The sequence below is a fragment of the Bradyrhizobium tropiciagri genome, from assembly GCF_001189845.1.
Lineage (GTDB): Bacteria > Pseudomonadota > Alphaproteobacteria > Rhizobiales > Xanthobacteraceae > Bradyrhizobium > Bradyrhizobium tropiciagri.
The window spans coordinates 11,441-34,202 of the sequence record NZ_LFLZ01000007.1 but is presented as its reverse complement, the minus strand read 5'-3'; the positions used below and the strand labels follow the sequence as shown (position 1 = coordinate 34,202).

The 22,762-nt window shown below is 65.1% G+C and carries 17 protein-coding genes and 1 pseudogene; 11 read left to right on the top strand and 7 right to left on the bottom strand.

The annotated features are described in order from the left end of the window. Nucleotides 1-49 precede the first annotated feature (49 nt). The 11 genes and pseudogenes from AKN84_RS08100 to AKN84_RS08050 all read left to right on the top strand — a co-directional run bounded on the left by AKN84_RS08100 (nucleotide 50) and on the right by AKN84_RS08050 (nucleotide 11,090). Nucleotides 50-1,471 carry a M48 family metalloprotease gene (locus AKN84_RS08100; RefSeq protein WP_050420227.1) on the top strand — a complete coding sequence of 474 codons (1,422 nt, stop codon included), beginning with the start codon at nucleotides 50-52 and terminating at the stop codon, nucleotides 1,469-1,471. 87 nt (nucleotides 1,472-1,558) lie between these two features. After that, a complete protein-coding gene (locus AKN84_RS08095) occupies nucleotides 1,559-2,326 on the top strand; it encodes a DsbA family protein (RefSeq protein ID WP_050420226.1) in 768 nt (255 codons plus the stop codon). A 130-nt stretch (nucleotides 2,327-2,456) separates the two neighbouring features. After that, nucleotides 2,457-3,389, top strand: a complete 933-nt coding sequence (locus AKN84_RS08090; RefSeq protein WP_128970539.1) for a hypothetical protein — start codon at nucleotides 2,457-2,459, stop codon at nucleotides 3,387-3,389. A gap of 127 nt (nucleotides 3,390-3,516) precedes the next feature. Further along, on the top strand, nucleotides 3,517-4,368 hold the full coding sequence (locus tag AKN84_RS08085) for a DUF1236 domain-containing protein (RefSeq protein WP_050420224.1): 852 nt from the start codon (nucleotides 3,517-3,519) through the stop codon (nucleotides 4,366-4,368). 297 nt (nucleotides 4,369-4,665) lie between these two features. Beyond that, nucleotides 4,666-5,139, top strand: a complete 474-nt coding sequence (gene aroQ, locus AKN84_RS08080) for a type II 3-dehydroquinate dehydratase (protein WP_050420223.1) — start codon at nucleotides 4,666-4,668, stop codon at nucleotides 5,137-5,139. A gap of 52 nt (nucleotides 5,140-5,191) precedes the next feature. Then, a complete protein-coding gene (accB, locus tag AKN84_RS08075) occupies nucleotides 5,192-5,707 on the top strand; it encodes an acetyl-CoA carboxylase biotin carboxyl carrier protein (protein WP_050420222.1) in 516 nt (171 codons plus the stop codon). Nucleotides 5,708-5,731: 24 nt separating this feature from the next. Then, nucleotides 5,732-7,089, top strand: a pseudogene (gene accC / locus AKN84_RS08070) (acetyl-CoA carboxylase biotin carboxylase subunit). Nucleotides 7,090-7,252: 163 nt separating this feature from the next. Continuing rightward, nucleotides 7,253-8,731: a sensor histidine kinase gene (locus AKN84_RS08065; RefSeq protein WP_128970560.1), complete on the top strand. Its 1,479-nt coding sequence runs from the start codon at nucleotides 7,253-7,255 to the stop codon at nucleotides 8,729-8,731. Continuing rightward, complete coding sequence (locus AKN84_RS08060; RefSeq protein WP_050420220.1) at nucleotides 8,728-9,168, top strand: response regulator; 441 nt, start codon at nucleotides 8,728-8,730, stop codon at nucleotides 9,166-9,168. The genes AKN84_RS08065 and AKN84_RS08060 overlap by 4 nt, the downstream gene beginning before the upstream one ends. Continuing rightward, on the top strand, nucleotides 9,165-10,256 hold the full coding sequence (locus tag AKN84_RS08055; RefSeq protein ID WP_050420219.1) for a sensor histidine kinase: 1,092 nt from the start codon (nucleotides 9,165-9,167) through the stop codon (nucleotides 10,254-10,256). Before AKN84_RS08060 ends, AKN84_RS08055 begins: the two co-directional genes overlap by 4 nt. Nucleotides 10,257-10,412: 156 nt before the next feature. Continuing rightward, entirely contained in the window at nucleotides 10,413-11,090 is a 678-nt protein-coding gene (locus AKN84_RS08050) for a hypothetical protein (RefSeq protein WP_050420218.1), read from the top strand. Between the two features lie 24 nt (nucleotides 11,091-11,114). Here the strand turns inward: AKN84_RS08050 and AKN84_RS08045 are convergent, their stop codons facing one another. From AKN84_RS08045 to AKN84_RS08015, 7 genes are all read right to left on the bottom strand, one after another. Next, complete coding sequence (locus AKN84_RS08045; protein ID WP_244484986.1) at nucleotides 11,115-11,453, bottom strand: BA14K family protein; 339 nt, start codon at nucleotides 11,451-11,453, stop codon at nucleotides 11,115-11,117. Nucleotides 11,454-11,464: 11 nt separating this feature from the next. Beyond that, the gene (locus AKN84_RS08040) at nucleotides 11,465-11,776 is read right to left on the bottom strand and encodes a hypothetical protein (protein WP_050420216.1); all 312 of its coding nucleotides are present in this window, start codon (nucleotides 11,774-11,776) and stop codon (nucleotides 11,465-11,467) included. An 8-nt stretch (nucleotides 11,777-11,784) separates the two neighbouring features. Further along, nucleotides 11,785-13,260: an efflux transporter outer membrane subunit gene (locus AKN84_RS08035; RefSeq protein WP_050420215.1), complete on the bottom strand. Its 1,476-nt coding sequence runs from the start codon at nucleotides 13,258-13,260 to the stop codon at nucleotides 11,785-11,787. Continuing rightward, nucleotides 13,261-16,545 carry an efflux RND transporter permease subunit gene (locus AKN84_RS08030; RefSeq protein WP_050420214.1) on the bottom strand — a complete coding sequence of 1,095 codons (3,285 nt, stop codon included), beginning with the start codon at nucleotides 16,543-16,545 and terminating at the stop codon, nucleotides 13,261-13,263. A 3-nt stretch (nucleotides 16,546-16,548) separates the two neighbouring features. Beyond that, a complete protein-coding gene (locus tag AKN84_RS08025) occupies nucleotides 16,549-19,656 on the bottom strand; it encodes an MdtB/MuxB family multidrug efflux RND transporter permease subunit (protein ID WP_050420213.1) in 3,108 nt (1,035 codons plus the stop codon). Further along, nucleotides 19,653-20,891: an MdtA/MuxA family multidrug efflux RND transporter periplasmic adaptor subunit gene (locus AKN84_RS08020; RefSeq protein ID WP_244484985.1), complete on the bottom strand. Its 1,239-nt coding sequence runs from the start codon at nucleotides 20,889-20,891 to the stop codon at nucleotides 19,653-19,655. The genes AKN84_RS08025 and AKN84_RS08020 overlap by 4 nt, the downstream gene beginning before the upstream one ends. A gap of 270 nt (nucleotides 20,892-21,161) precedes the next feature. Further along, on the bottom strand, nucleotides 21,162-22,607 hold the full coding sequence (locus AKN84_RS08015; protein ID WP_050420212.1) for a DASS family sodium-coupled anion symporter: 1,446 nt from the start codon (nucleotides 22,605-22,607) through the stop codon (nucleotides 21,162-21,164). Nucleotides 22,608-22,762: the final 155 nt, after the last annotated feature.

The following is a 22,762-nucleotide window of genomic DNA, read 5'->3' as shown; positions in this document are numbered from 1 at the left end:
CGGAACCCGCGTTTGCACCGGCGCGGTCCGTCATCGCCGATAGATCGCCATGCTTTTCCGCCTCACGCTGCGCACCAGGACTATCAAGCTGACTGCCTTCAGGCTGACCGCTCTGCTGACCGCGGTTGCGCTCGCCGTTGGACCCGTCGTCCCTGCGCAGGCCCAGCAGAACGGCCCGCCGGTGTTGCGCGACACCGAGTCCGAGCAGCTGCTGCGCGAATACACAAGGCCGATCCTGCGCGCCGCCGGTCTGGAGAAGCAGAACATCCAGATCGTGATCATCAACGACGGCTCGTTCAACGCCTTCGTCGCCGACGGCCGCCGCATCTTCGTCAATTACGGCGCGCTGCTGCAATCGGAGACGCCGAACCAGATCATCGGCGTGCTGGCGCATGAGACGGGCCATCTGGCCGGCGGCCATCTTGCCAAGATGCGCGAGCAATTGGCGCAGGCGCAGACCCAGATGATCATCGCGATGCTGCTCGGCGTCGGCGCGCTCGCCGCGGGTGCCGGCGGCCGCGGCGCCGGCGGCGGCCTGTCCAGCGCCGGCGCGGCAGCGATCTCGGCGCCGCAATCGGTCATTCAGCGCACGCTATTGTCCTACCAGCGCCAGCAGGAAGAGAACGCCGACCGCGCCGGCGTCAAGTTCCTCAACGCGACCGGACAGTCGGCCCGGGGCATGTACGAGACGTTCAAGCGCTTCACCGACGAGAGCCTGTTCGCCGCGCGCGGCGCAGACCCCTATCTGCAGTCGCATCCGATGCCGGTCGATCGCGTCTCGGCGCTTGAGGAACTGGCGCGCTCGAGCCCCTATTGGGACAAGAAGGACGACCCGGCGCTGCAGCTGCGTCACGACATGATGCGCGCCAAGATCTCGGGCTTCATGGAACGGCAGGACACGGTCTACCGCCGCTATCCGCTGTCCAACACCAGCCTGCCGGCGCGCTATGCGCGCGCGATCACCACCTACCTGCACGGCGATTTGCGCTCGGCGATCGCGCAGATCGACGGCTTGATCCAGGTCCAGCCCAACAATCCCTATTTCTACGAGCTGCGCGGCCAGGCCCTGCTCGAAGGCGGCCGGCCAGCGGACGCCATCGCGCCGCTGCGCCGCGCGGTGCAGCTCTCCAATAGTTCACCGCTGATCGAGATGCTGCTCGGCCAGGCGCTGGTCGCCTCCGACAACAAGGCCACCACCGACGAGGCGATCAACATGCTGCGCGCCGCGGTGGCGCGCGAGCCCGAGGCGCCGCTCGGCTACACCCAGCTTGCGATGGCCTATGGCCGCAAGGGCGACTATGCCCAGGCCGACCTCGCCTCCGCACAGGCCGCCTATCTCCGTGGCGACGCCAAGACCGCCCGCGAGCTGGCGTCGCGCGCCAAGACGCGGTTCGCGATCGGCACGCCCGGCTGGGTCAAAGCTGACGACATTGTGAGCGCCAAGCCGATGCCGGGTCAGAAAAACAACTAGAAATAAACCGTAGTTCCATACAACGATCACCGAAACCGGCCCACGGCGATGCCGTATCTCGGGCCACCTCGAACAAGGATTTTGTCCATGCCAGCGCTTCGTTTTCTTGCCCCTGCCCTGCTCGCGCTCGGCATTTGCGCCGCGCCGCTGACGGCGTCCGCGCAGAGCTTCAACGACACCCAGCGCGGCGACATCGAGACCATCGTGCGCAACTACCTGATCGCGCATCCCGAGGTGCTCGAAGAGGCGATGAACGAGCTCAGCAAGCGGCAGGCCGCCGCCGAGGCCGAGAAGCATGAGCAGAGCGTCGCCAAGAACGCCGACGCGATCTTCAATTCGCCGCGTGGCGTCATGGTCGGCAACAAGGACGGCGACGTCACCTTCGTCGAGTTCTTCGATTACAATTGCGGCTACTGCAAGCGCGCAATGTCCGACATGCTCGACCTGATGAAGTCGGATCCGAAGCTGAAGGTGGTGCTGAAGGAATTCCCGGTGTTGAGCCAGGGCTCGGTCGAGGCCGCGCAGGTCGCGGTCGCCGTGCGCATGCAGGATCCGACCGGCAAGAAGTATCTCGAGTTTCACCAGAAGCTCTTGGGCGGCCGCGGCGCCGCCGACAAGGCGCGCGCCCTTGCGGTCGCCAAGGAAGTCGGTCTCGACATGACCAAGATCGAGAAGGACATGGCGAGCCCCGAGGTCAAGGCGACCATCGAGGAGAACTTCCGCCTCGCCGAATCCATGGGCATGAACGGCACGCCGAGCTACGTGATCGGCAAGCAGGTGGTGATCGGCGCGGTTGGCGTCGAAGGTCTCAAGGAGAAGATCGGCATTGCCCGCTGCGGCAAGGCGACCTGCTGATCGTCCTTCGAGAGCTCGTTCTTTCAGCGAAATCCGGCTGCAAGGCAGCCGGATTTTTTTGTTGCAGCACCGAACCACGTCCGCGCTGGCCGCAACCAAGGGCCGACACCAACAATGGAAGCCGCCCGCGATGCCCCTGGCCCCGCCAACCCTTGGCTACGACCTCACGCTGCTGAAGACGGCGCCGCAACGCGGCTCCGACCATGATCACGGCTGGTGCTACGGCCTGCCGCCCGGCATTCGCAGCGAACAATGGCCGCTCAGTCCCCATGACGGCTTTCCGATGCAGCACTGCTTCACGCTGCGCGTCCCGGCGGAGTATCGCGCCAAGGGCGATGCCTATGTCGCGCTCGCGATGTTCGCCGATCAGCAATATGACGAACCCGTCGAGATCGACGCCGTCGCGCAATATCTCGCGGCAGAGACCATCGCGCGTCCGTCCGATCCGAATCTGCTGCCGTACTTCGCATATCGACAGCACCGTCATCCGATGGAATTCCGGATGAAGGACATCATTGACCACAATTTCGCGGCGATCTGGCTGACCGAGGCCGAGTTCTCAGGGCCGCTCTGCCAGCCGCCGGAGCTTGCCGGCAATCCGTTGCTGGAAACCAATTCGCCTCCGCGCTGGCTCTTGAAGGGCGCCGCGCGCACGGCGTTCGACGTCAACGTCGGCCGCACCAGTCGCACCGACGAGCTGGAGAAGACATACTGGTACCGGCTGTTCGGCCACGTGCCCGCGAACGGGCACCATGCCTACGGCATCGCGCTCGCGCCGCGCGACGACGATCCCAATGTCGGCAAACCGCCGCGCGATCATCTGCTGCACAAGGGCGAGCTCGGCGACTACATCGCGCCCTATAGCGAGGTCGGCACTGCGCGAGGCCTCGACCGGTTGCACGGTCGTAACCATCTCGGCGGCACGATGTTTCCCAATCAATGGACGCCGAAATACAGCGCGACCTATCTCGAGATCGAAGAGCATTTCGGCGGCTTCAATTTCGGCGGCGGCAACGGCCAGCTCGATCTTGCGAGCATGGAGTTCGACTGGGCCTGCGGTTGAAACGCGGATTGTTCATCGCGCATTCACACAGGAAACAAAGCGCGGGGAACCGCAAATCAACAGGAACATCGCACATCCTCTCCCGTTGTCGGCGCGGGCAATGCTGAAAAGACGAGGAGGAATTTCTATGTCTAAACGCTTTCTGATTTCGGTCGCTGCTGCGGCCCTGATCGCCGGTACCGGCTTCGCGAATGCACAGGGCGCAGGCGGCGCCAACAAGGAAACCGGCGCCGGCGGTGGGGCGACCACGCAGCACTCTGCACCGTCAGGTGGCGCGTCATCGGGCACGATGCAGCGCGAACCGGGCGGCATGAAGGGTTCCGAGCATTCGACGACGGGTGAATCCTCGAGCACCAAGGGTGCGGAGTCCGAGAAGTCGGGCACGGCCACCAAGGGTGCGCAGGACAATACCCAAAAGTCGAAGGGCATGAGCTCCGAGAACGAGTCCACCAAGGGCTCCAAGGAGGGCTCCAAGGACATGAAGGCCGAGGGCCGCGACAAGAGCGGCAACATGAAGGCCGAGGAGCATGACAAGAGCGGCAAGATGAACGCGGAAAGCCGTGAGGGCCGCGAGCGCAACAACGCCGCCGAGAGCCGCGACAAGAGCGGTGCCACAACCAACCAGAACGCTCAGACCAAGAGCCCGTCCGACACCAACCGCGCCCAGACCAACGACTCCAGCCGCACCCAGACCACGACCGGCAATGCGGCGACGTCGGCCACCGCGGCTCCGCCGGCCGAGAAGCGCACTGAGATCTCGACCGCGATCAAGTCGGAGCACGTCACCGAAACCACCAACGTAAACTTCAACGTTGCCGTGGGCACCCGCGTGCCGGCTGACGTGCACTTCTATCCGCTGCCGGAACGGGTCGTGACGATCTATCCGCAGTGGCGCGGCTATGACTTCATCCTGGTCAAGGGCCGCTACATCATCGTGCAGCCGGAGACCCACGAGATCGTCTACATCATCGAGGGCTAAGCCGGCCTCGACGCGGGGGTGCCACGACGGACCCTCGCCGCACTCTCAACCCCGCCCCTCCAGGGGCGGGGTTTTGCATCCGCGCAACCCGCAGTCGCCGGTGGATGGCTGGCCGGAGCACAGCCGGGGAGCACCTTCCACGAGATTTGGTTAACCAGCAATTTCCGTGGGTTACAGCAGCTATCTAACAGGCCGAGGGAGGCAGTTGAAGACCCTCCGATTTCACCTAAAGGCTTCCCCTGCGGCCGGTTGTTACCTATAACCCGGCCCACTTTCCCCTTCGCCGGAACCTCTGGAATGGCTGCTGCCGGAACGATCTATGTGCTGAACGGCCCGAACCTCAACCTGTTGGGGACGCGCGAGCCGGAGACCTATGGCCACGCCACCCTCGCCGATGTCGAGAAGCTGTGCGTGGACACCGCACGCCAGTTCGCCCTGACCGCGGACTGCCGGCAGTCCAATCGCGAGGGCGAACTGATCGACTTCATCCATGAGGCCCACGCCAAGAAGGCGGTCGGCATCATCATCAATGCCGGCGGTTACTCCCATACCTCGATCGCGCTGCATGACGCGCTGGTTGCGGTCAGGATTCCTGCCGTCGAGGTTCATGTCAGCAACATCCACGCCCGCGAGAGCTTCCGGGACCACTCGTTCACTGCTAAAGCCGCCTTCGCGTCACTTTGCGGCTTCGGCATCGACGGCTACCGGCTTGCGATCATCGGCCTTGCCACCAAAATCGGTGCCAAGATCGATGCAAAGGCAAAGACTTAATCGTCAATCCTGACGTTCCCCGTCACCAGACAGAGATTTCGGATCAAACAACATGGCGCGCCAGCCAGACGACAAATCAGCCGTAAAGTCCAAGAGCGAGTCCAAGAACGAGTCCAAGAACGACGACAGCGTCCTCATCCGCGAACTCGCGCTGCTGCTTGCTGAGACCAACCTTACCGAGATCGAGATCGAGCGCGCCGGCCTGCGCGTCCGTGTCGCGCGCAACATCAGCATCGCGGCATCGGTGCCCGCTGCCGTGCACGCGGTTGCCGCGCCGGCCGTTGTCGCCGCGCCGGCTGCCGCCGTTGCGGCTGCGACCGACCTGGCAAAGCACCCGGGCGCTGTTCCCTCGCCGATGGTCGGCACCGCCTATTGGGCGCCCGAGCCGGGCGCCAAGCCGTTCATTGAAGTCGGCACCAAGGTCACGACCGGCCAGACGCTTCTGATCATCGAGGCGATGAAGACGATGAACCAGATCCCGTCGCCGCGCGCGGGCACCGTGACGCAGATCCTCGTCGAGGACGGCCAGCCCGTCGAATTCGGCGAGCCGCTCGTCATCATTGAATAGCTTCCGTCAACGGCAGGCGCTGCGATGTTCGACAAGATCCTCATAGCCAATCGCGGCGAAATCGCGCTTCGCGTGCTGCGCGCCTGCAAGGAGCTCGGCATCTCCACCGTCGCGGTGCATTCCACTGCCGATGCCGACGCCATGCATGTGCGGCTCGCCGACGAGAGCGTGTGCATCGGCCCGCCGCCGTCAAAGGATTCCTACCTCAACATACCGGCGCTGCTCGCCGCCTGCGAGATCACCGGCGCCGACGCCGTGCATCCCGGCTACGGCTTCCTGTCGGAGAATGCGCGGTTCGCCGAGATCCTCGCCGATCACAATCTCGGCTTCATCGGACCGAAGGCCGAGCACATCCGCCTGATGGGCGACAAGATCGAAGCCAAGAAGACCGCCAAGCGGCTCGGCATCCCGGTGGTGCCCGGCTCGGACGGCGCGGTGACCTCGGAGGCCGATGCGCTGGCCATCGGCAAGGAGATCGGCTTCCCGGTGCTGGTCAAGGCGGCGGCCGGCGGCGGCGGCCGCGGCATGAAGGTCGCCCACACCGAGGCTGATCTTGCGCTCGCGCTGTCGACCGCGGCGAACGAGGCCAAGTCGGCATTCGGCGATGCCTCGGTCTATCTCGAGAAATACCTGCAGAAGCCGCGCCACATCGAGATCCAGATTCTCGGCGACGGCCGCGGCGGCGCGATCCATCTCGGCGAGCGCGACTGCTCGCTGCAGCGCCGTCACCAGAAGGTCTGGGAGGAAGGCCCCTCGCCGGTGCTCGCGGCCGCCGCTCGCGCCCGGATCGGCGAGACCTGCGCCAAGGCGATGCGGGACATGAAGTATCTCGGCGTCGGCACCATCGAATTCCTCTACGAGGACGGCGAGTTCTATTTCATCGAAATGAACACCCGCATCCAGGTCGAGCATCCCGTCACCGAAAGCATCACCGACATCGATCTGGTGCTGGAGCAGATCCGGATTGCCGCCGGCGGCGACCTTCCGGCCAAGCAGAATGACATCGCGATCATCGGCCACGCCATCGAGTGCCGCATCAATGCGGAAAACCCGCAGACCTTCCGGCCCTCGCCGGGACGGATCACGCAATTCCATCCGCCCGGCGGCCTCGGCGTGCGGATCGATTCCGCGGTCTATCAGGCTACGTGATACCGCCCTATTACGACTCGCTGGTCGGCAAGCTGATCGTGCACGGCAAGACCCGTGGCGAATGCCTGATGCGGCTACGTCGCGCACTCGACGAGATGGTGGTCGACGGCATCGAGACGACGCTGCCGCTGTTCCGCGCGCTGGTGCGCGAGCCCGACATCATCGAGGGCGACTATCATATCCACTGGCTGGAGCAGTATCTCGCCGGTCAGCCAACCGACGTCCCGAAATAGTTTGGAACTTGGTGGAACCCAGGACCCGGTTCAAACGTACTAAAGGGTTATTGGCTTTCCACGGGGACGCATTGAATCCCACTCCCGCAAAGAGACCGTCGTGACGCAAGTTTCACGACGCCGATCCACGTTACAGATCCTGCTGCTGTCGGCGGGATTTTTCGTGCTGGTCTCGGTCAGCATGGCGTCCGTCCTGCTGGTCAACAAGGCGCGCGAGGACAACGCCCTGGTCGTCCACACGGTCGAGGTCGAGAGCCAGGTTGCCAGCCTGCTGGTCGACATCAGGCGCGCCGAAAGCGCCACCAGGGCGTATCTGCTGACGTCTGCACCACAATACCTGTCCGAGTACCAGTCGGCTGCGGCGGGACTCCCGGCCGCGCTCGGCCATCTCCAGATGATGACCGTCGATAATCCGGTGCAGGTCGCCAATGCCGCGAGGCTCAAGGCCGCTGTCGAGCAGCGGCTGGCCGAGTTCGCCCTCAGCATCGAGCGCGTCCGGAATAACGACACCGCAACCAGCGTCGACGTTCTGCGCAAGCCCACATCGACCGATGCGCTGGAGGCGATCGCCCGAATCGGCCGCGACATGCGCACCGAGGAGGATCGCCTGCTGGCGGCGCGCACCGCGACCGCGGACCGGACTCAGGTGCTCGCCTCCTCGGTCACCATCGCCGGCTCCTGCATGGTGCTGGCGCTCGCTGCCCTCTCGGTGGTGCTGCTACGGCAATCGTCGCGGGCGCGTGACGAGGCCGAGGCCAGGCTGCGCGACAGCAACGTCAATCTCGAAACCATCGTCGACGAACGCACCTCCGACCTGCGCGAGGCCAACGAGGAAATCCAGCGCTTCGCCTACATCGTCAGCCACGATTTGCGTTCGCCGCTGGTCAACATCATGGGCTTCACCAGCGAGCTGGAGGAATTGCGCGGCGACATCTTCAAGCGCATCGCCACGCTCAATCGCACCGCGTCGTTGGCGCCGGCGATGCCGGAAAATGCGACGGACGTCGCCGAGCCCGAGCTCGAGGGTTCCGACAAGCAGCTGTCCGACGACTTCAACGAATCGCTCGGCTTCATCAAATCGTCGATCGCCAAGATGGATCGCCTGATCAGTGCGATCCTCAATCTCACCCGCGAGGGCCGCCGCGAGTTCAAGCCGGAGCGGATCGATCTGCGCCAGCTGACCCACGGCATCGTCAAGACGGTCGCGCACCAGGCCGCCGACGCCAATGCGACCGTCACGGTCGGCGCGTTGCCGAATATCGTCAGCGACCGCCTCGCGCTGGAACAGATCTTCTCCAACCTGATCGACAACGCACTCAAGTACCTCAAGGACGGCGTCCCCGGCGAGATCGCGATCGAGGGCCGCACCAAGCTGGGCTTTGCGATCTTCGAAGTCACGGACAACGGCCGCGGCATCGATCCGAAGGACCACCAGCGCATCTTCGATTTATTCCGCCGCGCCGGAACCCAGGACAAACCGGGTCAAGGCATCGGGCTTGCCCACGTCCGCGCACTTGTGCGCAGACTGGGTGGCACCATGTCGGTAGCATCGGAACTTCACAACGGCAGCACGTTCACGATCACGCTGCCTATCAAATGGTCAGGCAAGAACTTAGGCAAGAACCGGGATAAAGTATCATGAGCGATCCAGTCACCATCATCATGATCGAGGACGACGAGGGCCACGCCCGCCTGATTGAGCGGAATATCCGGCGCTCAGGTGTCAACAATGAGATCATCCCGTTCACCAACGGTACAGAAGCCGTGAACTACCTGTTCGGCAAGGATGGCAGCGCGGTCGAGCGCAAGGGCCAGGCCCTGCTCATCCTGCTTGATCTCAATCTGCCTGACATGACCGGCATCGACATTCTGAAGCGGGTCAAGGAGAACAAGTATATCAAGTCGACGCCGGTGGTCGTGCTGACCACGACCGACGACTCCCAGGAGATCAAGCGTTGCTACGAACTCGGTTGCAACGTCTACATCACCAAGCCGGTGAACTACGAAAGCTTTGCCAACGCCATTCGCCAGCTTGGCCTGTTCTTCTCCGTGATTCAGGTGCCACCAGCTTCCGTATGACCAGCGCAACGCCGACACTGCTCTATATCGACGACGACGCGGCGCTGGCGCGCCTGGTCGAACGCGGGCTGACGCGCGCGGGCTACAAGGTCGTGCACGCCGCAAGCGGCCCGGAAGGCCTCGACCGGCTCGCCCAGGGCGGCATCGACGTCGTCGCGCTCGACCAGTACATGCCCGGCTTCGACGGGCTCGAGACGCTGGAGCAGATCCTCAAGATACCGGACGCCCCGCCGGTGGTGTTCGTCACCGCCTCGCAGGATTCGGCGATTGCCGTCACCGCGCTGAAGGCCGGCGCGGCGGATTATCTGGTCAAGGACGTCAGGGGCGAGTTCATCCCCCTGCTCCAGGTCGCGGTGAACGGCGCGGTGCGGCGGGCGGCGATCCAGAAAGCGCGCGACGAGGCCGAGGCCGAGGTGCACGCCTCGCGCGACCGCTATGCCGCGCTCGCGGCCGAGCGCGAGGTTCTGCTGCGCGAGGTCAACCACAGAGTCGGCAATTCGCTGCAGATCATCGCCTCGCTGCTGCATCTGCAGGCCAATTCCGCAAGCCAGCAGGACGTCAAGGCGGCGCTTACCAATGCGATGGGCCGCGTCGCCGCAGTCGCGCAGGTGCACCGCCGCCTCTACACCTCGCACGACTTCAAGACCGTGATGCTCAACCAGTATCTCGAAGCGCTGCTCGAGGATCTCAGGCGCTCGGCCGAGGGCAACAAGATGTCGCGGCTGACGCTCAAGGCCGCCCCGGTCGAGATCGATCCCGACCGCGCGGTCGCGATCGGCATCATCGTCAACGAGCTGGTGATGAACGCCGTGAAATACGCCTATCCCGACGGCGCCGGGCCGATCCATGTCGAGCTGAAGCCGCTGGGGAATGATCTGCAGCTAGCGATCAGCGACGAAGGCGTGGGCTTCTCCGACAAGGCCGATCCGCGCGGCACCGGCATGGGCCAGCGCATCGTCGCGGCGATGGCCGCCAAGCTCGACGCCAGCGTCGAGCGCGACCCAAACCACAACGGCACCCGCTTCGTGGTGCGGTTCGCCCGCGTCAGCACAGCGCCGGCGAAATCGACCAGCGCCGCCGCCAGCTAGACCAGACGGCCGCTGCCGGATCGATCGATTTTTCCCATTCGCCTTAACGGCCGCGTCACCCTTTTGTTCGATCGCGATAAGCAGCCCCGACCGGTTAAGACAAATCTGGGCATTGTTTGCCATGCTCTTCCCCCAGCTTGTCAGGAACGGCACACGATGTTCGGGCGCAGGGTGGAGTTCGGAAAGAAGCAGGAGACCTTGGGCGGGCTCAAGGAGGCCTCGCGCCCGGCACCGGATGCCGACGGCGCGGCACCCACTTTTCACAAGAGGCAATGGGATGATCCGCGGATCGGATCGATGCTGCGCGATGCGGGTTTCGCGCCGGACGACGAACGCGGCAACGCGCCGACCGCCGACAATCGCCTCGCCGTATTCGCTGCAGCCAACCAGCGGCTGCAGGAGCGCACGGAAGCCTTCAATCGCGACATGAAGGCGCGGCACGGCCACTGCAACGCGGTGCCGTTCCTGGTCATCGATCACAAGATCTGGGATGGGCCGCACGGCTCGTTTCTCTACGCGCAGATGGATCTGACCGGCTACGACGAGTGGAACGTGATCATGCTGGCGTCAGATCCGCAGACCACGGAGACATGCGGCCTGGCGGGCCATCCGGGCTTTCTCCCGGCGGTGACGCAAACCATGACCGAGCATGTGATCGGCTGGAAGGCGCGGCACGACGCCCTGCTCGAGACGTTCGGCATGACCGCCAGCGGCGGCCGCGACATCTCGCGCGAGGACTATGAGACGGAAAAGGACACCCTGCGCCAGGAGATTATCGACAAGGCCGGCTGGATGAAGCCGCGCATCATCGAAGACCTCCTCCGCAAGGGCTAACGGCGCAGGCCTTTCCCGAGCAGCTCAATCAGGCCGATCGCGCTGCCGCCGCTGATGATGCGGGCGGCAATCGCGGCACGGTGCACCGAAGATCACCTGCGACGGATACGGCCGCGCCGAGTGATATGGCGTCGAGCCGAACAGCCCTGCCGCGCCGAAGCCTGCGCTGAAGGGATCGGCGGCGAAGCTGCCCGGAAACGACCCATTGCTGCGGAAATCGCGGTCGTCATTCCTGCCGTCGAAATACGCGCCGCCGGTGCTGCCATAGCGCAGCGGCCGCTGCGGCGCGAAGTCCTGGGCCGATGCGGCAGCCGTGCTGAGCGCGATGGCGGCGCAGGCGATCAATGCCCTGCTGGCGGTCATGGCCGAGATCCTCATGGCGGATTGGTCCCCCAGTCGCCCTTCCAGGCGATCAGGCGCCCCCTGCCGAATTGCAGATAGAGCCCGTCGCTGCGCCGTGACAGCACGCTGCCCCTGACATTGGGCAGCGCGACGAACAATTCATTGCCCGGCGTGCCGCGCACGTAGTTCAGGGCAACGCCGAGCGACTGGCTGGCCTGATCGGCGCTCATGCCGAACGCCAGCGGAACGCTGTTGGGTGGCCGTTGCTGCGCGCGGGCCATGCCGGCCGAAGCGCCCAGCGCGACGATGAGGGTAACGACGAATGACGTCACGAACCGCTGCATGTTCGACCTCATGGCACTGCCGCCGCAAGCGTGCCGGCCGGCGTCCAGCCGCCGCCGAGCGCCTGGAACAGGCTGCTCGCCGCCAGCAGCTTGTTGAGCCGCACCGTGACCAGATTGTTTTCGGCCGTGAACAGCGTCTGCTGCGCCTGCAGCACCGTGATGAGGTTGACCGTGCCGCCGCGCAGTTGCGTCTCGGCGACCTCGAACGCCTTGCGCGAGGCGGCGACGACGTCGGACTGCAGGCGCTCCTGCAGCGTATACTTCTGCAGCGCGATCAGCGCCTTTTCGACATCGGCGAAGGCCGACAGCACCGCCTTGCGATAGGCCTGCAGGTTTTGCAATTGCTGGCCCTTGGCGAGCTTGAGCTGGCTCTCCAGCAGGAAGCCGTCGAACAGCGGCTGGGTCAGCCCGGCGGCCAGCGTGTAGTACCAGGCGCCCGGCGCAAACAGCGAAGCTAGCGCCGCGCTCTGGAAGCCCGTGGTGCCGGTCAGCTGGATCTGCGGGAAGAACGCCGCGCGCGCCGCATCGACGCTGAAATTGGAGGATGCGAGCTGCGCCTCGGCCTGACGAATGTCAGGCCGCTGGTAGAGCAATTCCGACGGCATCCCGGGCGTCACGCGCGGCACCGCGATCTGCGTCGTGGAGCCGCCGCGCACCTTGAAATCGGCGGGCGCGCGCGCCACCAGCAGGGCGAGCGCGGCCATGTTCTGCCCAACCGTCACCTCGAGCGGCGGGATCGCCGCGCGCTGCGTCGCGACCAGCGCCTCCTGCTGCGACAGGTCGAGCTGCGAGGCGGTGCCGCCGGCGAATTGCGACTTGATCAGCGCGAGGATGCGCTCGGCCGCCGCCAGATTGCGCCGGGTGACCTTGATCTGGTCCTGCGCCGCCAGCAACTGGAAATAGGTGTTGGCAACCGTCGCCATCGTGCTCAGCGCGACCACCTCGCGATTATAGCGGGCGACCGTCGCGCTCTCCTCCGACGCCGACAGTGTCGCGCGGTTCTTGCCCCAGAAATCGACGATATAGCTCGCGCTCAGTCCGAGGCTGTACTGCGAGAACGTCCCGCTGCTGCCGCCGAGCAACGAATTCGATCCCGTCGCCACCTTTTGACGCTCGGCATTCGCCGAACCGGAGATCGAGGGCAGCAGCGCGGCGCCGGAGACGCCGGCCTGCGCATCGGCCTGCACGATCTGGGCGATCGCCACCGCGATATCGAGATTGTAGAGCTGCGCGGATTCCATCAGCCCGGTCAGTTCGGGCGAGCGGAAGCCGCGCCACCAGGCCAGCGCCGGAACGGCCGCGTCCGCATCGCCCTTGGCGGCGGCGCGATAGCTCGCCGGCACTTCAAGGCTGAGCTCGGGCTTCTCCACCCCGGGGATGCACCCGGACAGACCAAGGCTGAGGCCACTGAGCGCCGCCGCGCGCAGAAACCGGGCCGGCTTCCGCAACTTCTCAAGATTTCGCAACGCTGCACCTGTCGGCATTTACTCGCCCGGTTGAAGTGAGGAGGCCGGCATCCGCATCGCGCCGCCGTGGCGGACACGCTGAGCCCACAGGCGGAACCGGTCGAGATAGAGGTAGATGACCGGCGTCGTGTAGAGCGTCAGGACCTGGCTCAGGATCAGGCCGCCGACGATGGCGATGCCGAGCGGCTGCCGCAGCTCGCCGCCGTCGCCCATGCCGATCGCGAGCGGCACCGCGCCGAGCAGCGCGGCCATCGTCGTCATCATGATGGGACGGAAGCGCAGCAGGCAGGCCTCCCTGATCGCCTCGAGCGGCTCCAGCCCGCGCTTGCGTTCCGCCTCCAGCGCAAAGTCGATCATCATGATGGCGTTCTTCTTCACGATACCGATCAGCAGGATGACGCCGATCAGCGCCATGATACTGAACTCGGTCTTGAATGCCATCAGCGCCAGCAAGGCGCCCACACCTGCCGAGGGCAGTGTGGACAAGATGGTCAGCGGATGGACGTAGCTCTCATAGAGCACGCCGAGCACGATGTAGATCGTGACGATCGCCGCCAGGATCAGGAATGGCTGGTTGCTGAGCGAATCCTGGAACGCCTTCGCCGAACCCTGGAAGGTGCCGCGGATCGTGGCGGGGACGCCGATCCGGTTCATGGTCGCCTCGATGCTGGCGACCGCGGTGCTCAGCGACACGTTGGGCGGCAGGTTGAACGAGATGGTGTTGGCGACCAAAAGGCCCTGGTGGTTGACCGCAAGCGGCGTCGCGCCCTGCCTGAACGCTGCCACCGCCGACAGCGGGATCATGGTTTCGCTATTGGTGGAGACGGCCGAACCGGTCGAGGCCACGCCCTTCCCGGTCGCGCCGATCGAATTGGTGGCCTGGTTGCGCGCGGCCTGGGCGTTGGCTGAACTCGCCGCATTCGAGGTTCCCGCCGCCACCACGGTACCCGCCACCGCGTTGGTCGATTGCGAGCCGCCGACCGATCCACCCGAGGTGCTGATGTAGACGTCCTTCAGCGTCTGCGGGTTCTGCCAGTAGCGCGGCGCGACCTCCATGATGACGTGATACTGGTTGCGCGCGACATAGATCGTCGACACCTGACGCTGGCCGAACGCGTCGTAGAGCGTGTTGTCGATCTGGCTCACCGTGATGCCGAGCCGCGCCGCGGCGTCGCGGTCGATCACGAGGTCGGATTCCAGACCCTTGTTCTGCTGGTCGCTGTTGACGTCGGCAAGGTTCGGATCGGGCTGCAGGGCCGCCGCGATCTTCGGCGTCCAGTCATTGAGCTCCTCCAGCGTCGATCCCTGCAGCGTGTACTGATACTGCGCGTTCGAGGCCCTGCCCCCGACCCTGATGTCCTGCACCGCCTGCAGGAACACGCTGGCGCCGGGCACCACCGACATCTCCCGGCGCAGCCGCGCGATCACGCCGTCGGCGCCGATCTTGCGCTGGTCGAGCGGACGCAGCGAGACGAACACGAAGCCGGAATTGGTCTGGCCGCCGCCGGTGAAGCCGACCACGGTCTCGACCGCCGGATCGCGCTTGATGATGCCGACGAACTGCGCGAGCTTCTGCTGCATCAGCTGGAACGACACGCTCTGGTCGGCCTGGATCGAGCCGACCAACCGCCCGGTGTCCTGCTGCGGGAAGAAGCCCTTCGGGATCACGTCGTAGAGATAGAAGTTGAGGCCGAACACCGCCGCCAGGATCAGCATCACCGACAGCGGATGCCGAAGCGCCGCGGTCAGCGTCCTGCGGTAGAAATTCAGCATCGCCTCGAAGAAGCGCTCGCTCGCCCAATAGAGCCGGCCATGGCCGCCGGTGTCCGGCTTCAGCAGCACGGCGCACATCATCGGCGTCGTCGCCAGCGAGATCGCGAGCGAGATCAGGATCGAGATCGAGATCGTCATCGCGAATTCGCGGAACAGCCGGCCGACGATGCCGGCCATCAGCAGGATCGGGATGAACACCGCGATCAGCGAGATGCTCATCGACAGCACGGTGAAGCCGACCTCGTTGGCGCCCTTCAGCGCCGCCTCGAGCGGGCTCAGGCCGTCCTCGATGTAGCGGGTGACGTTCTCCAGCACGACGATGGCGTCGTCGACCACGAAGCCGGTCGCGACCGTCAGCGCCATCAGCGACAAATTGTCGAGGCTGTAGCCGAACAGGTACATCGCCCCGAAGGTCGCGACCAGCGACACCGAGACCGCCACCACCGGAATGAAGGTGGCGCGCAGATTGCGCAGGAACGCGAACACCACGATGATGACCAGCAGCACCGCCAGAACCAGCGCGCGTTCCACGTCGTGCAGCGAGGTGCGGATGGTGGTCGAGCGGTCGACCGCAAGGCCGATATCGATCGCCGGCGACACCGACGCCTGCAATTGAGGCATCAGCCCCTTCACAAGGTCGACGGTCGAGATGATGTTGGCGTTCGGCTGCCGGTAGAGGATGATCAGCACCGCGGGCTTGCCGTTGGCGAGCCCGGCATTGCGCAAATTCTCGACGCCATCGGTCACCTCGCCGACATCGGAGAGGTGAACCGGCGCGCCGTCGCGGTAGGCCACGATCAGCGACTTGTAGTCGTCGGCCTTGTTGGCCTGGTCGTTGGCATAGACCTGGTAGCGCTGGTCGCCGACATCGATGCCGCCCTTCGGACTGTGGGCGTTGGCGCTCGACAGCGCCGCGCGAATGTCCTCCAGCCCGATGCCGTATTTGTAGAACGTCTGCGGGATCAGGTCGACGCGCACGGCCGGCAGCGAGCTGCCGCCCACCACCACCTCGCCGATACCCTCGACCTGCGACAGCTTCTGCGCCAGCACCGTGGAGGCGGCATCGTAGAGATCGCCGCGGGTCAACGTATCCGACGTCAGCGTCAGGATCAGGATCGGCGCGTCGGCCGGGTTGACCTTGCGGTAGGTCGGGTTGCTGCGCAGACTGGTCGGAAGATCGGCGCGCGCCGCGTTGATCGCGGCCTGCACGTCCCGCGCCGCGCCGTTGATGTCGCGGTTCAGGCCGAACTGCAGCGTGATCCGGGTCGAGCCGACCGAACTCGACGACGTCATCTCCGTGACATCGGCGATCTGGCCGAGATGCCGTTCAAGCGGGCTGGCGACCGTGGTCGCGACGTCCTGCGGGCTGGCGCCGGGCAGCGTCGCCTGCACCGAGATGGTCGGAAAATCCACCTGCGGCAGTGGCGACACCGGCAATTTGAAGAACGCGACAATGCCGGCCGCCGCGAGTCCGAAGGTCAACAGCGTGGTTGCGACCGGCCGGCGGATGAAGGGCGTTGACGGATCCATGGCTCAACGCGACCCGCTCGCCTCGCCGACCTCGTCCGCCCGCCCGGCAAACCGCAGCGCGAGGCGATCGAACCAGAGATAGATCACCGGCGTCGTGAACAGCGTCAGCAGCTGACTGACGAGCAAACCGCCGACGATGGAGACGCCGAGCGGATGCCGCAGCTCGGAGCCCGCACCGCTGCCGATCATCAGCGGCAGAGCGCCGAGCACGGCCGCCATCGTCGTCATGATGATCGGCCGGAATCGCAGCAGGCAGGCCTGGTGGATCGCCTCCCGCGGCGGCTTGCCCTCGTTGCGCTCGGCATCGAGTGCGAAGTCGATCATCATGATCGCGTTCTTCTTCACGATGCCGATCAGGAGGATGATGCCGATGATCGCGATGATGGTGAGGTCCTGCCCGGCCATCATCAACGCCAGCAGCGCGCCGATGCCGGCCGACGGCAGCGTCGAGAGGATGGTCAGCGGGTGGATGAAGCTTTCATAGAGCACGCCGAGCACGATATAGACCGTGATGATCGCGGCCAGGATCAGGAACAGCTGGTTGGACAGCGAGGACTGGAACGCCAGCGCCGCGCCCTGGAAGCTCGTGATCATGCCGAGCGGCTGGTTGATGTCGGCCTGCGCCTGCTTGATCGCCGTGACTGCACTGCCGAGCGAGGCGCCGGGCGCGAGATTGAACGACACGGTCGCCGACGGGAACTGGCCGAGATGCGAGACTTGCAGCGGCGCGGTCTCCACCCGCATCTTGGCCATGACCGACAGCGGCACCGGGGTCGAGCCGACCGATGACGGCAAATAGATCGACGACAGCGCGTCCAGCGAGTTTTGCAGCGACGGATCGGCCTCGAGGATGACGCGATACTGGTTCGAATTGGTGAACACCGTGGAGACGATGCGCTGGCCGTAGGAATCGTACAGCGCGTTGTCGATCGTCGCCGGCGTGATGCCGAACCGCGCGGCCTGGTCGCGGTCGATGTCCACGAACACTGACAGCCCCTGCGCGGAGATATCGCTGGTGACGTCGCTCAGTTGCGGCAAGCCCCTCAGCTTGTCGATCAGCTTCGGCGTCCATTCCGCAAGCTCGTTCGGATCGGCGTCCTGCAGGATGAACTGGTACTGCGTGCGGCTGACCGTGCCTTCGATGGTGAGGTCCTGGACCGGCTGCATATAGAGCGTGATGCCGGTCAGATCAGCCGTGCTGGCCTTGATCCGATCCATGATCGTCAGGACGCCGGCCTTGCGCTGCTCATGCGGCTTCAAATTGATCAGGATGCGGCCGCTGTTGAGCGTGGTGTTGGTGCCGTCGACGCCGATGAAGGACGACAGGCTCTCGACATCGGGGTCTTTCAGGATCGCGCTGGCGAGCCGCTGCTGCCGCTCGGCCATCGCCGCATAGGACACCGATTGCGGCGCCTCCGAGATCGCCTGGATCACGCCGGTGTCCTGCACCGGAAAGAAGCCCTTGGGGATGACGACATAGAGCAGCGCCGTCAGCCCGAAGGTGGCGAGCGCGATCAGCAGAACGACCGTCTGGCGATCCAGCACCCAGTTGAGCATCCGGGCATAGATCGCGATGACATAGTCGAAGCCTTCCCGGCTGAGCCGCTGGAAGGTATTTTCGCGCGCCATGGCCTCCGACTTCAGCAGCTTTGCGCAGGCCATCGGCACCAGCGTCAGCGACACCACGGCGGAGATCAGGATCGTGACCGACAGTGTGATGGCGAACTCGCGGAACAGGCGGCCGACGACGTCGCCCATGAACAGCAGCGGGATCAGCACCGCGATCAGCGACACCGTCAGCGAGATGATGGTGAAGCCGATCTGCTCGGAGCCGCGCAGCGCCGCTTCGAGGGGAGATTCGCCCTCCTCGATGTAGCGCGAGATGTTCTCGATCACGACGATGGCGTCGTCGACCACGAAGCCGGTCGCGATCGTCAGCGCCATCAGCGACAGATTGTTCAGGCTGAAGCCGAACAGATACATCGCCCCGAGCGTACCGACCAGCGACAGCGGCACTGACAGGCTCGGGATCAGCGTGGCGCGGGTCGAGCGCAGGAACACGAAGATCACGAGCACGACCAGGACCACGGCGAGCGACAGCTCGTATTCGACGTCGCGGACCGAGGCCCGGATCGTCACGGTGCGGTCGGTCAGGATGTTGAGGTCGATCGCCGCCGGTAGCGTGGCCTGCAGCTGCGGCAGCAGGTCCTTGATGCCCTGCACGACCGAGATCACGTTGGCGCCGGGCTGGCGCTGGATGTTGAGGATGATCGCCGGCGTCTCGTTCATCCAGGCGCCGAGCTTGTCGTTCTGCGCGCCGTCGACGACGTTGCCGACGTCGCTGAGGCGGACCGGCGAGCCGTTCTTGTAGGCGATGATCAGCGAGCGGTAGTCGCTGGCATTGCGGATCTGGTCGTTGGCGTTGATGGTGTAGGCGCGCATCGCGCCATCGAAATTGCCCTTCGGGGTATTGACGTTGGCGTTGCCGAGCGTGGTGCGGAGATCGTCGATGTTGAGGCCATAGGCCGCGAGCTTGCGGATGTCGGCCTGGATGCGCACTGCGGGCCGCTGGCCGCCGCTGATGCTGACGAGGCCGACGCCGGGTAGCTGCGAGATCTTCTGCGCCAGCCGCGTGTCGACGAAGTCCTGCACCTGGGTCAGCGGCATCGTCTTCGAGGTCAGGCCGAGGGTGAGGATCGGCGCGTCAGCCGGATTGACCTTGGCATAGATCGGCGGCGCCGGCAGGTCCGACGGCAACAGATTGCCCGCGGCGTTGATCGCGGCCTGCACCTCCTGCTCGGCGACGTCGAGCGAGATCGACAGCCCGAACTGCAGCGTGATCACCGACGAGCCGGCCGAGCTCACCGAGCTCATCTGGTTCAGGTTCGGCATCTGGCCGAACTGAACCTCGAGCGGCGCCGTCACCGACGACGTCATCACGTCGGGGCTGGCGCCGGGATAGAAGGTCTGCACCTGGATGGTCGGATAGTCGACCTCCGGCAGCGCCGCGACGGGCAGGAATCTGAACGCCAGCATGCCTGACAGCATGATGGCGATCATCATCAGGGTCGTCGCCACCGGCCGCAGGATGAATGGCCGCGACGGGTTCATTTGGTCTGCCCGTCCTCGGACCGCTTGTGCGGGCCGCCTCCCGCCTTGTCGGGATCGGCGCCGCTCTTGGTGTCTCCCTTGCTATCGCCCTTCGCAGCCCCGTTTGCCGCGCCCTTGGCCGCACCGGCCGGGTTCGCGGCGTCGGCAGCGGAGCGCACCACCACCTTCGCGCCCTCGCGCAGCTTGTCGGCGCCATCGATCACGATGCGATCGCCGGCCGCAAGCCCCGACAGCACCTCGACGCGGTCGCCGTCGGTGACGCCGAGCTTGACCGGCCGCACCGAGACCGTGCTGTCGGCATTGACGAGATAGACGAAGGTGCCGGGAACGCCGCGCTGGATGCCGGCGGTCGACATCGTGGTGGCATCCTTGTGGGTGTCGAGCAGCAGGCGGATGTTGACGAACTGGTTCGGATACAGCGTGCGCTTGTCGTTCTCGAACTGGCCGCGCAGCTTGATCGTGCCGGTGGTCGCGTCGATCTGGCTGTCGAAGGTCTGCAGCGATCCCTCGGCGAGCTTGTTGGCGCCGCTGCGGTCATAGGCCGCCGTCGGCAGCACCGCGCCCTCCTTCAACCGCTTCGCAACTGTTTGCAGGTTGTCCTCCGGCAGCGTGAACAGCACGCTGATCGGCTCGAGCTGCGTGATCACGACGAGGCCGTTGGTGTCGCCCGGCGTCACGTAGTTGCCGAGGTCGACCTGGCGCAGTCCGACCCGCCCGTTGATCGGCGAGACGATGTGGCAATACGCCAAGTTCACTTCGGCTGATTTCACCGAGGCGCGGTCGGCTTCCACCGTGCCCTGATACTGCGCGACCAGCGCGACCTGGGTGTCGAGCTGCTGATGCGGCACGGCGTTCTGTGCGGCGAGGTTCTGGTAGCGGGTGAGATCGACCTGGGCGCCCTTCAGCTGCGCCTCGTCGCGGGCGAGCTGTCCCTTGGCCTGCGCCAGCGTCGCCTCATAGGGACGCGAATCGATCTCGGCGATCAGGTCACCCTTCTTGACCTCGTCGCCCTCCTTGAAATCGATCTTCATCAGGTAGCCGCTGATCTGGCTCCTGATCGTCACGGTCGCGAGCGACGTCACGGTGCCGAGGGCGTTGAGGCTGACGCCGATGTCGCCCTTGCCGATTGTCTCCGGCACGATCGACATCGGCCCGGCATTGCGTCCGCCACCGGCCTGCGGCGGTGCGGCCTGCTGCCGTGTCCACCAGACGATGCCGGCCAGGATCGCCAGCACCACACATCCCGTCAGAAACCCCGGCCAACGCGACGCTCGCCTGACTGGTCCAGGTGCGATGATCGACGGGTCTTTGATATGCTGGTCCATTAACTTGCCCACGAAGAAACACGAACGAGCTCGCGCGGCTCTATGTGTCCCCTGAAATCCGCGCGCGCCACATTCGAGGAAGCATTTTGAACGCTTCCCTCTGACAAAGCGCGTTAAGAATCGGAAAGGATGGCCCCTCCTTCCCGGTCGAGCGCTGTTTCACGCTGGATTGTGGCTATTTTACCCGACCGACTGTAACCACGGCAACACGATCAGCAACAATCCGGCAAAGTAGATCACGCCGAAGATCAGCCCGAACTTCCAGAAGTCGCCTTTGCCGATATAGCCGCTGCCGTAATACATCGGCGCCGGTCCCGTGGCATAGGGCGAGATCACGCCCATCAGCCCGAGCGAATAGACGCACAGCAGCATCAGGGTCTGCACCGACAGGCCGGGAATGCTGGAGCCGACCGCGAGCACCACCGGCAGCACGGCGGCGGTATGCGAGGTGATGCTCGAGAAGAAATAGTGGATCCAGAAAAAGAAGGTGACGAGCAGGATCATCCCGACAAGCGGCGAGGTGCCGGCGAGCGGCTTGGCATAGCCCTCGGCCACCCATTTGATGAAGCCGATCTCGTTGAGGCCTGACGACAGCGTGAGCAGCGAGGTGAAATAGAAGAATACCTCCCAGGCGCTCTTCTCCGCGACGATGTCCTCGAATGCGATCACGCCGGTGAGAAGCATCAGCGAGATTACGACGAACACCACCGTGGTCGCGTTGATGAAGTTCGAGCCGAGCAGCGGCACGCTGATATTGGGATTGGAGCCGCAGATCCACAGGAACATCGCGAGCAGCACCAGCACCGCCATGATCCATTCGTGCCGCGACGGCGGCCCCATCTTGGCGAGCTCGCCCTCGCTCCAGGTCACGATCTCCGGGCTTTCCTTGATCTCCGGCCGGCAGACGACATAGCTCAGCAACGGCACCAGCAGCAGCAAGAGGATACCGAGCGGCGCGATGCCGATGAACCATTGCGACCAGCCAACCTCGATATTGACGAGCTTCTTGGCGATCGACAGCGCGGCGGCGTTCGGCGCCAGCGCGGTCAGAAACAGCGAGCTGGTCACGGCCGTGGTCGCGAACGCGGTCCACATCACGAAGGTACCGATCTTGCCCGCGGTCGGACCGGGCTCCGAGCCATAGATGCGCGGGATGTTGCTGACGATCGGATAGATGGTGCCGCCCGAGCGTGCAGTGTTGGACGGCGTCGCCGGCGCCAGCACGAGGTCGGAGAACGCCACCGCATAGCCGAGCCCGATGGTGCGGCGGCCGAGCCCGCGCACCAGCAGCAGCGCCAGCCGGCGGCCGAGCCCGCTCTTGCGGTAGCCGATCGAGAACACGAAGGCGCCGACGATCAGCCACACCGTGCTCTCGGAAAAGCCTGCGAGCATCCAGCGCAGCGACTTGTTCGGATCGGGCTCGACATAGCCGCCGACGCCGGCGACCGTCAGACCGATCAGGCCGACCGCGCCGACCGGCATCGATTCGAGGATCAGCCCGGTGATGACGGCGGCGAACACCGCAAAATAGTGCCACTGATTGGCGTTCAGCCCCGACGGCACCGGCACCAGATAGATCACCAGCCAGACCAGCAACGGCGCAAATGTCCGCCAAGACAATTTCATGCAGCGTCCCCCTCACCTGTGTGGATTGTCAGGCGCGCAAGCCGCCAAGTCCCCGGGCGGTGGCGCCGTCTTTTTGTGGCAATGTAGCACGGCCGCACAGTCCGCTCGGGAAACTGCGGCCGAATGGCGCGGCTTGTGGAGGAACCGGCGCGTTT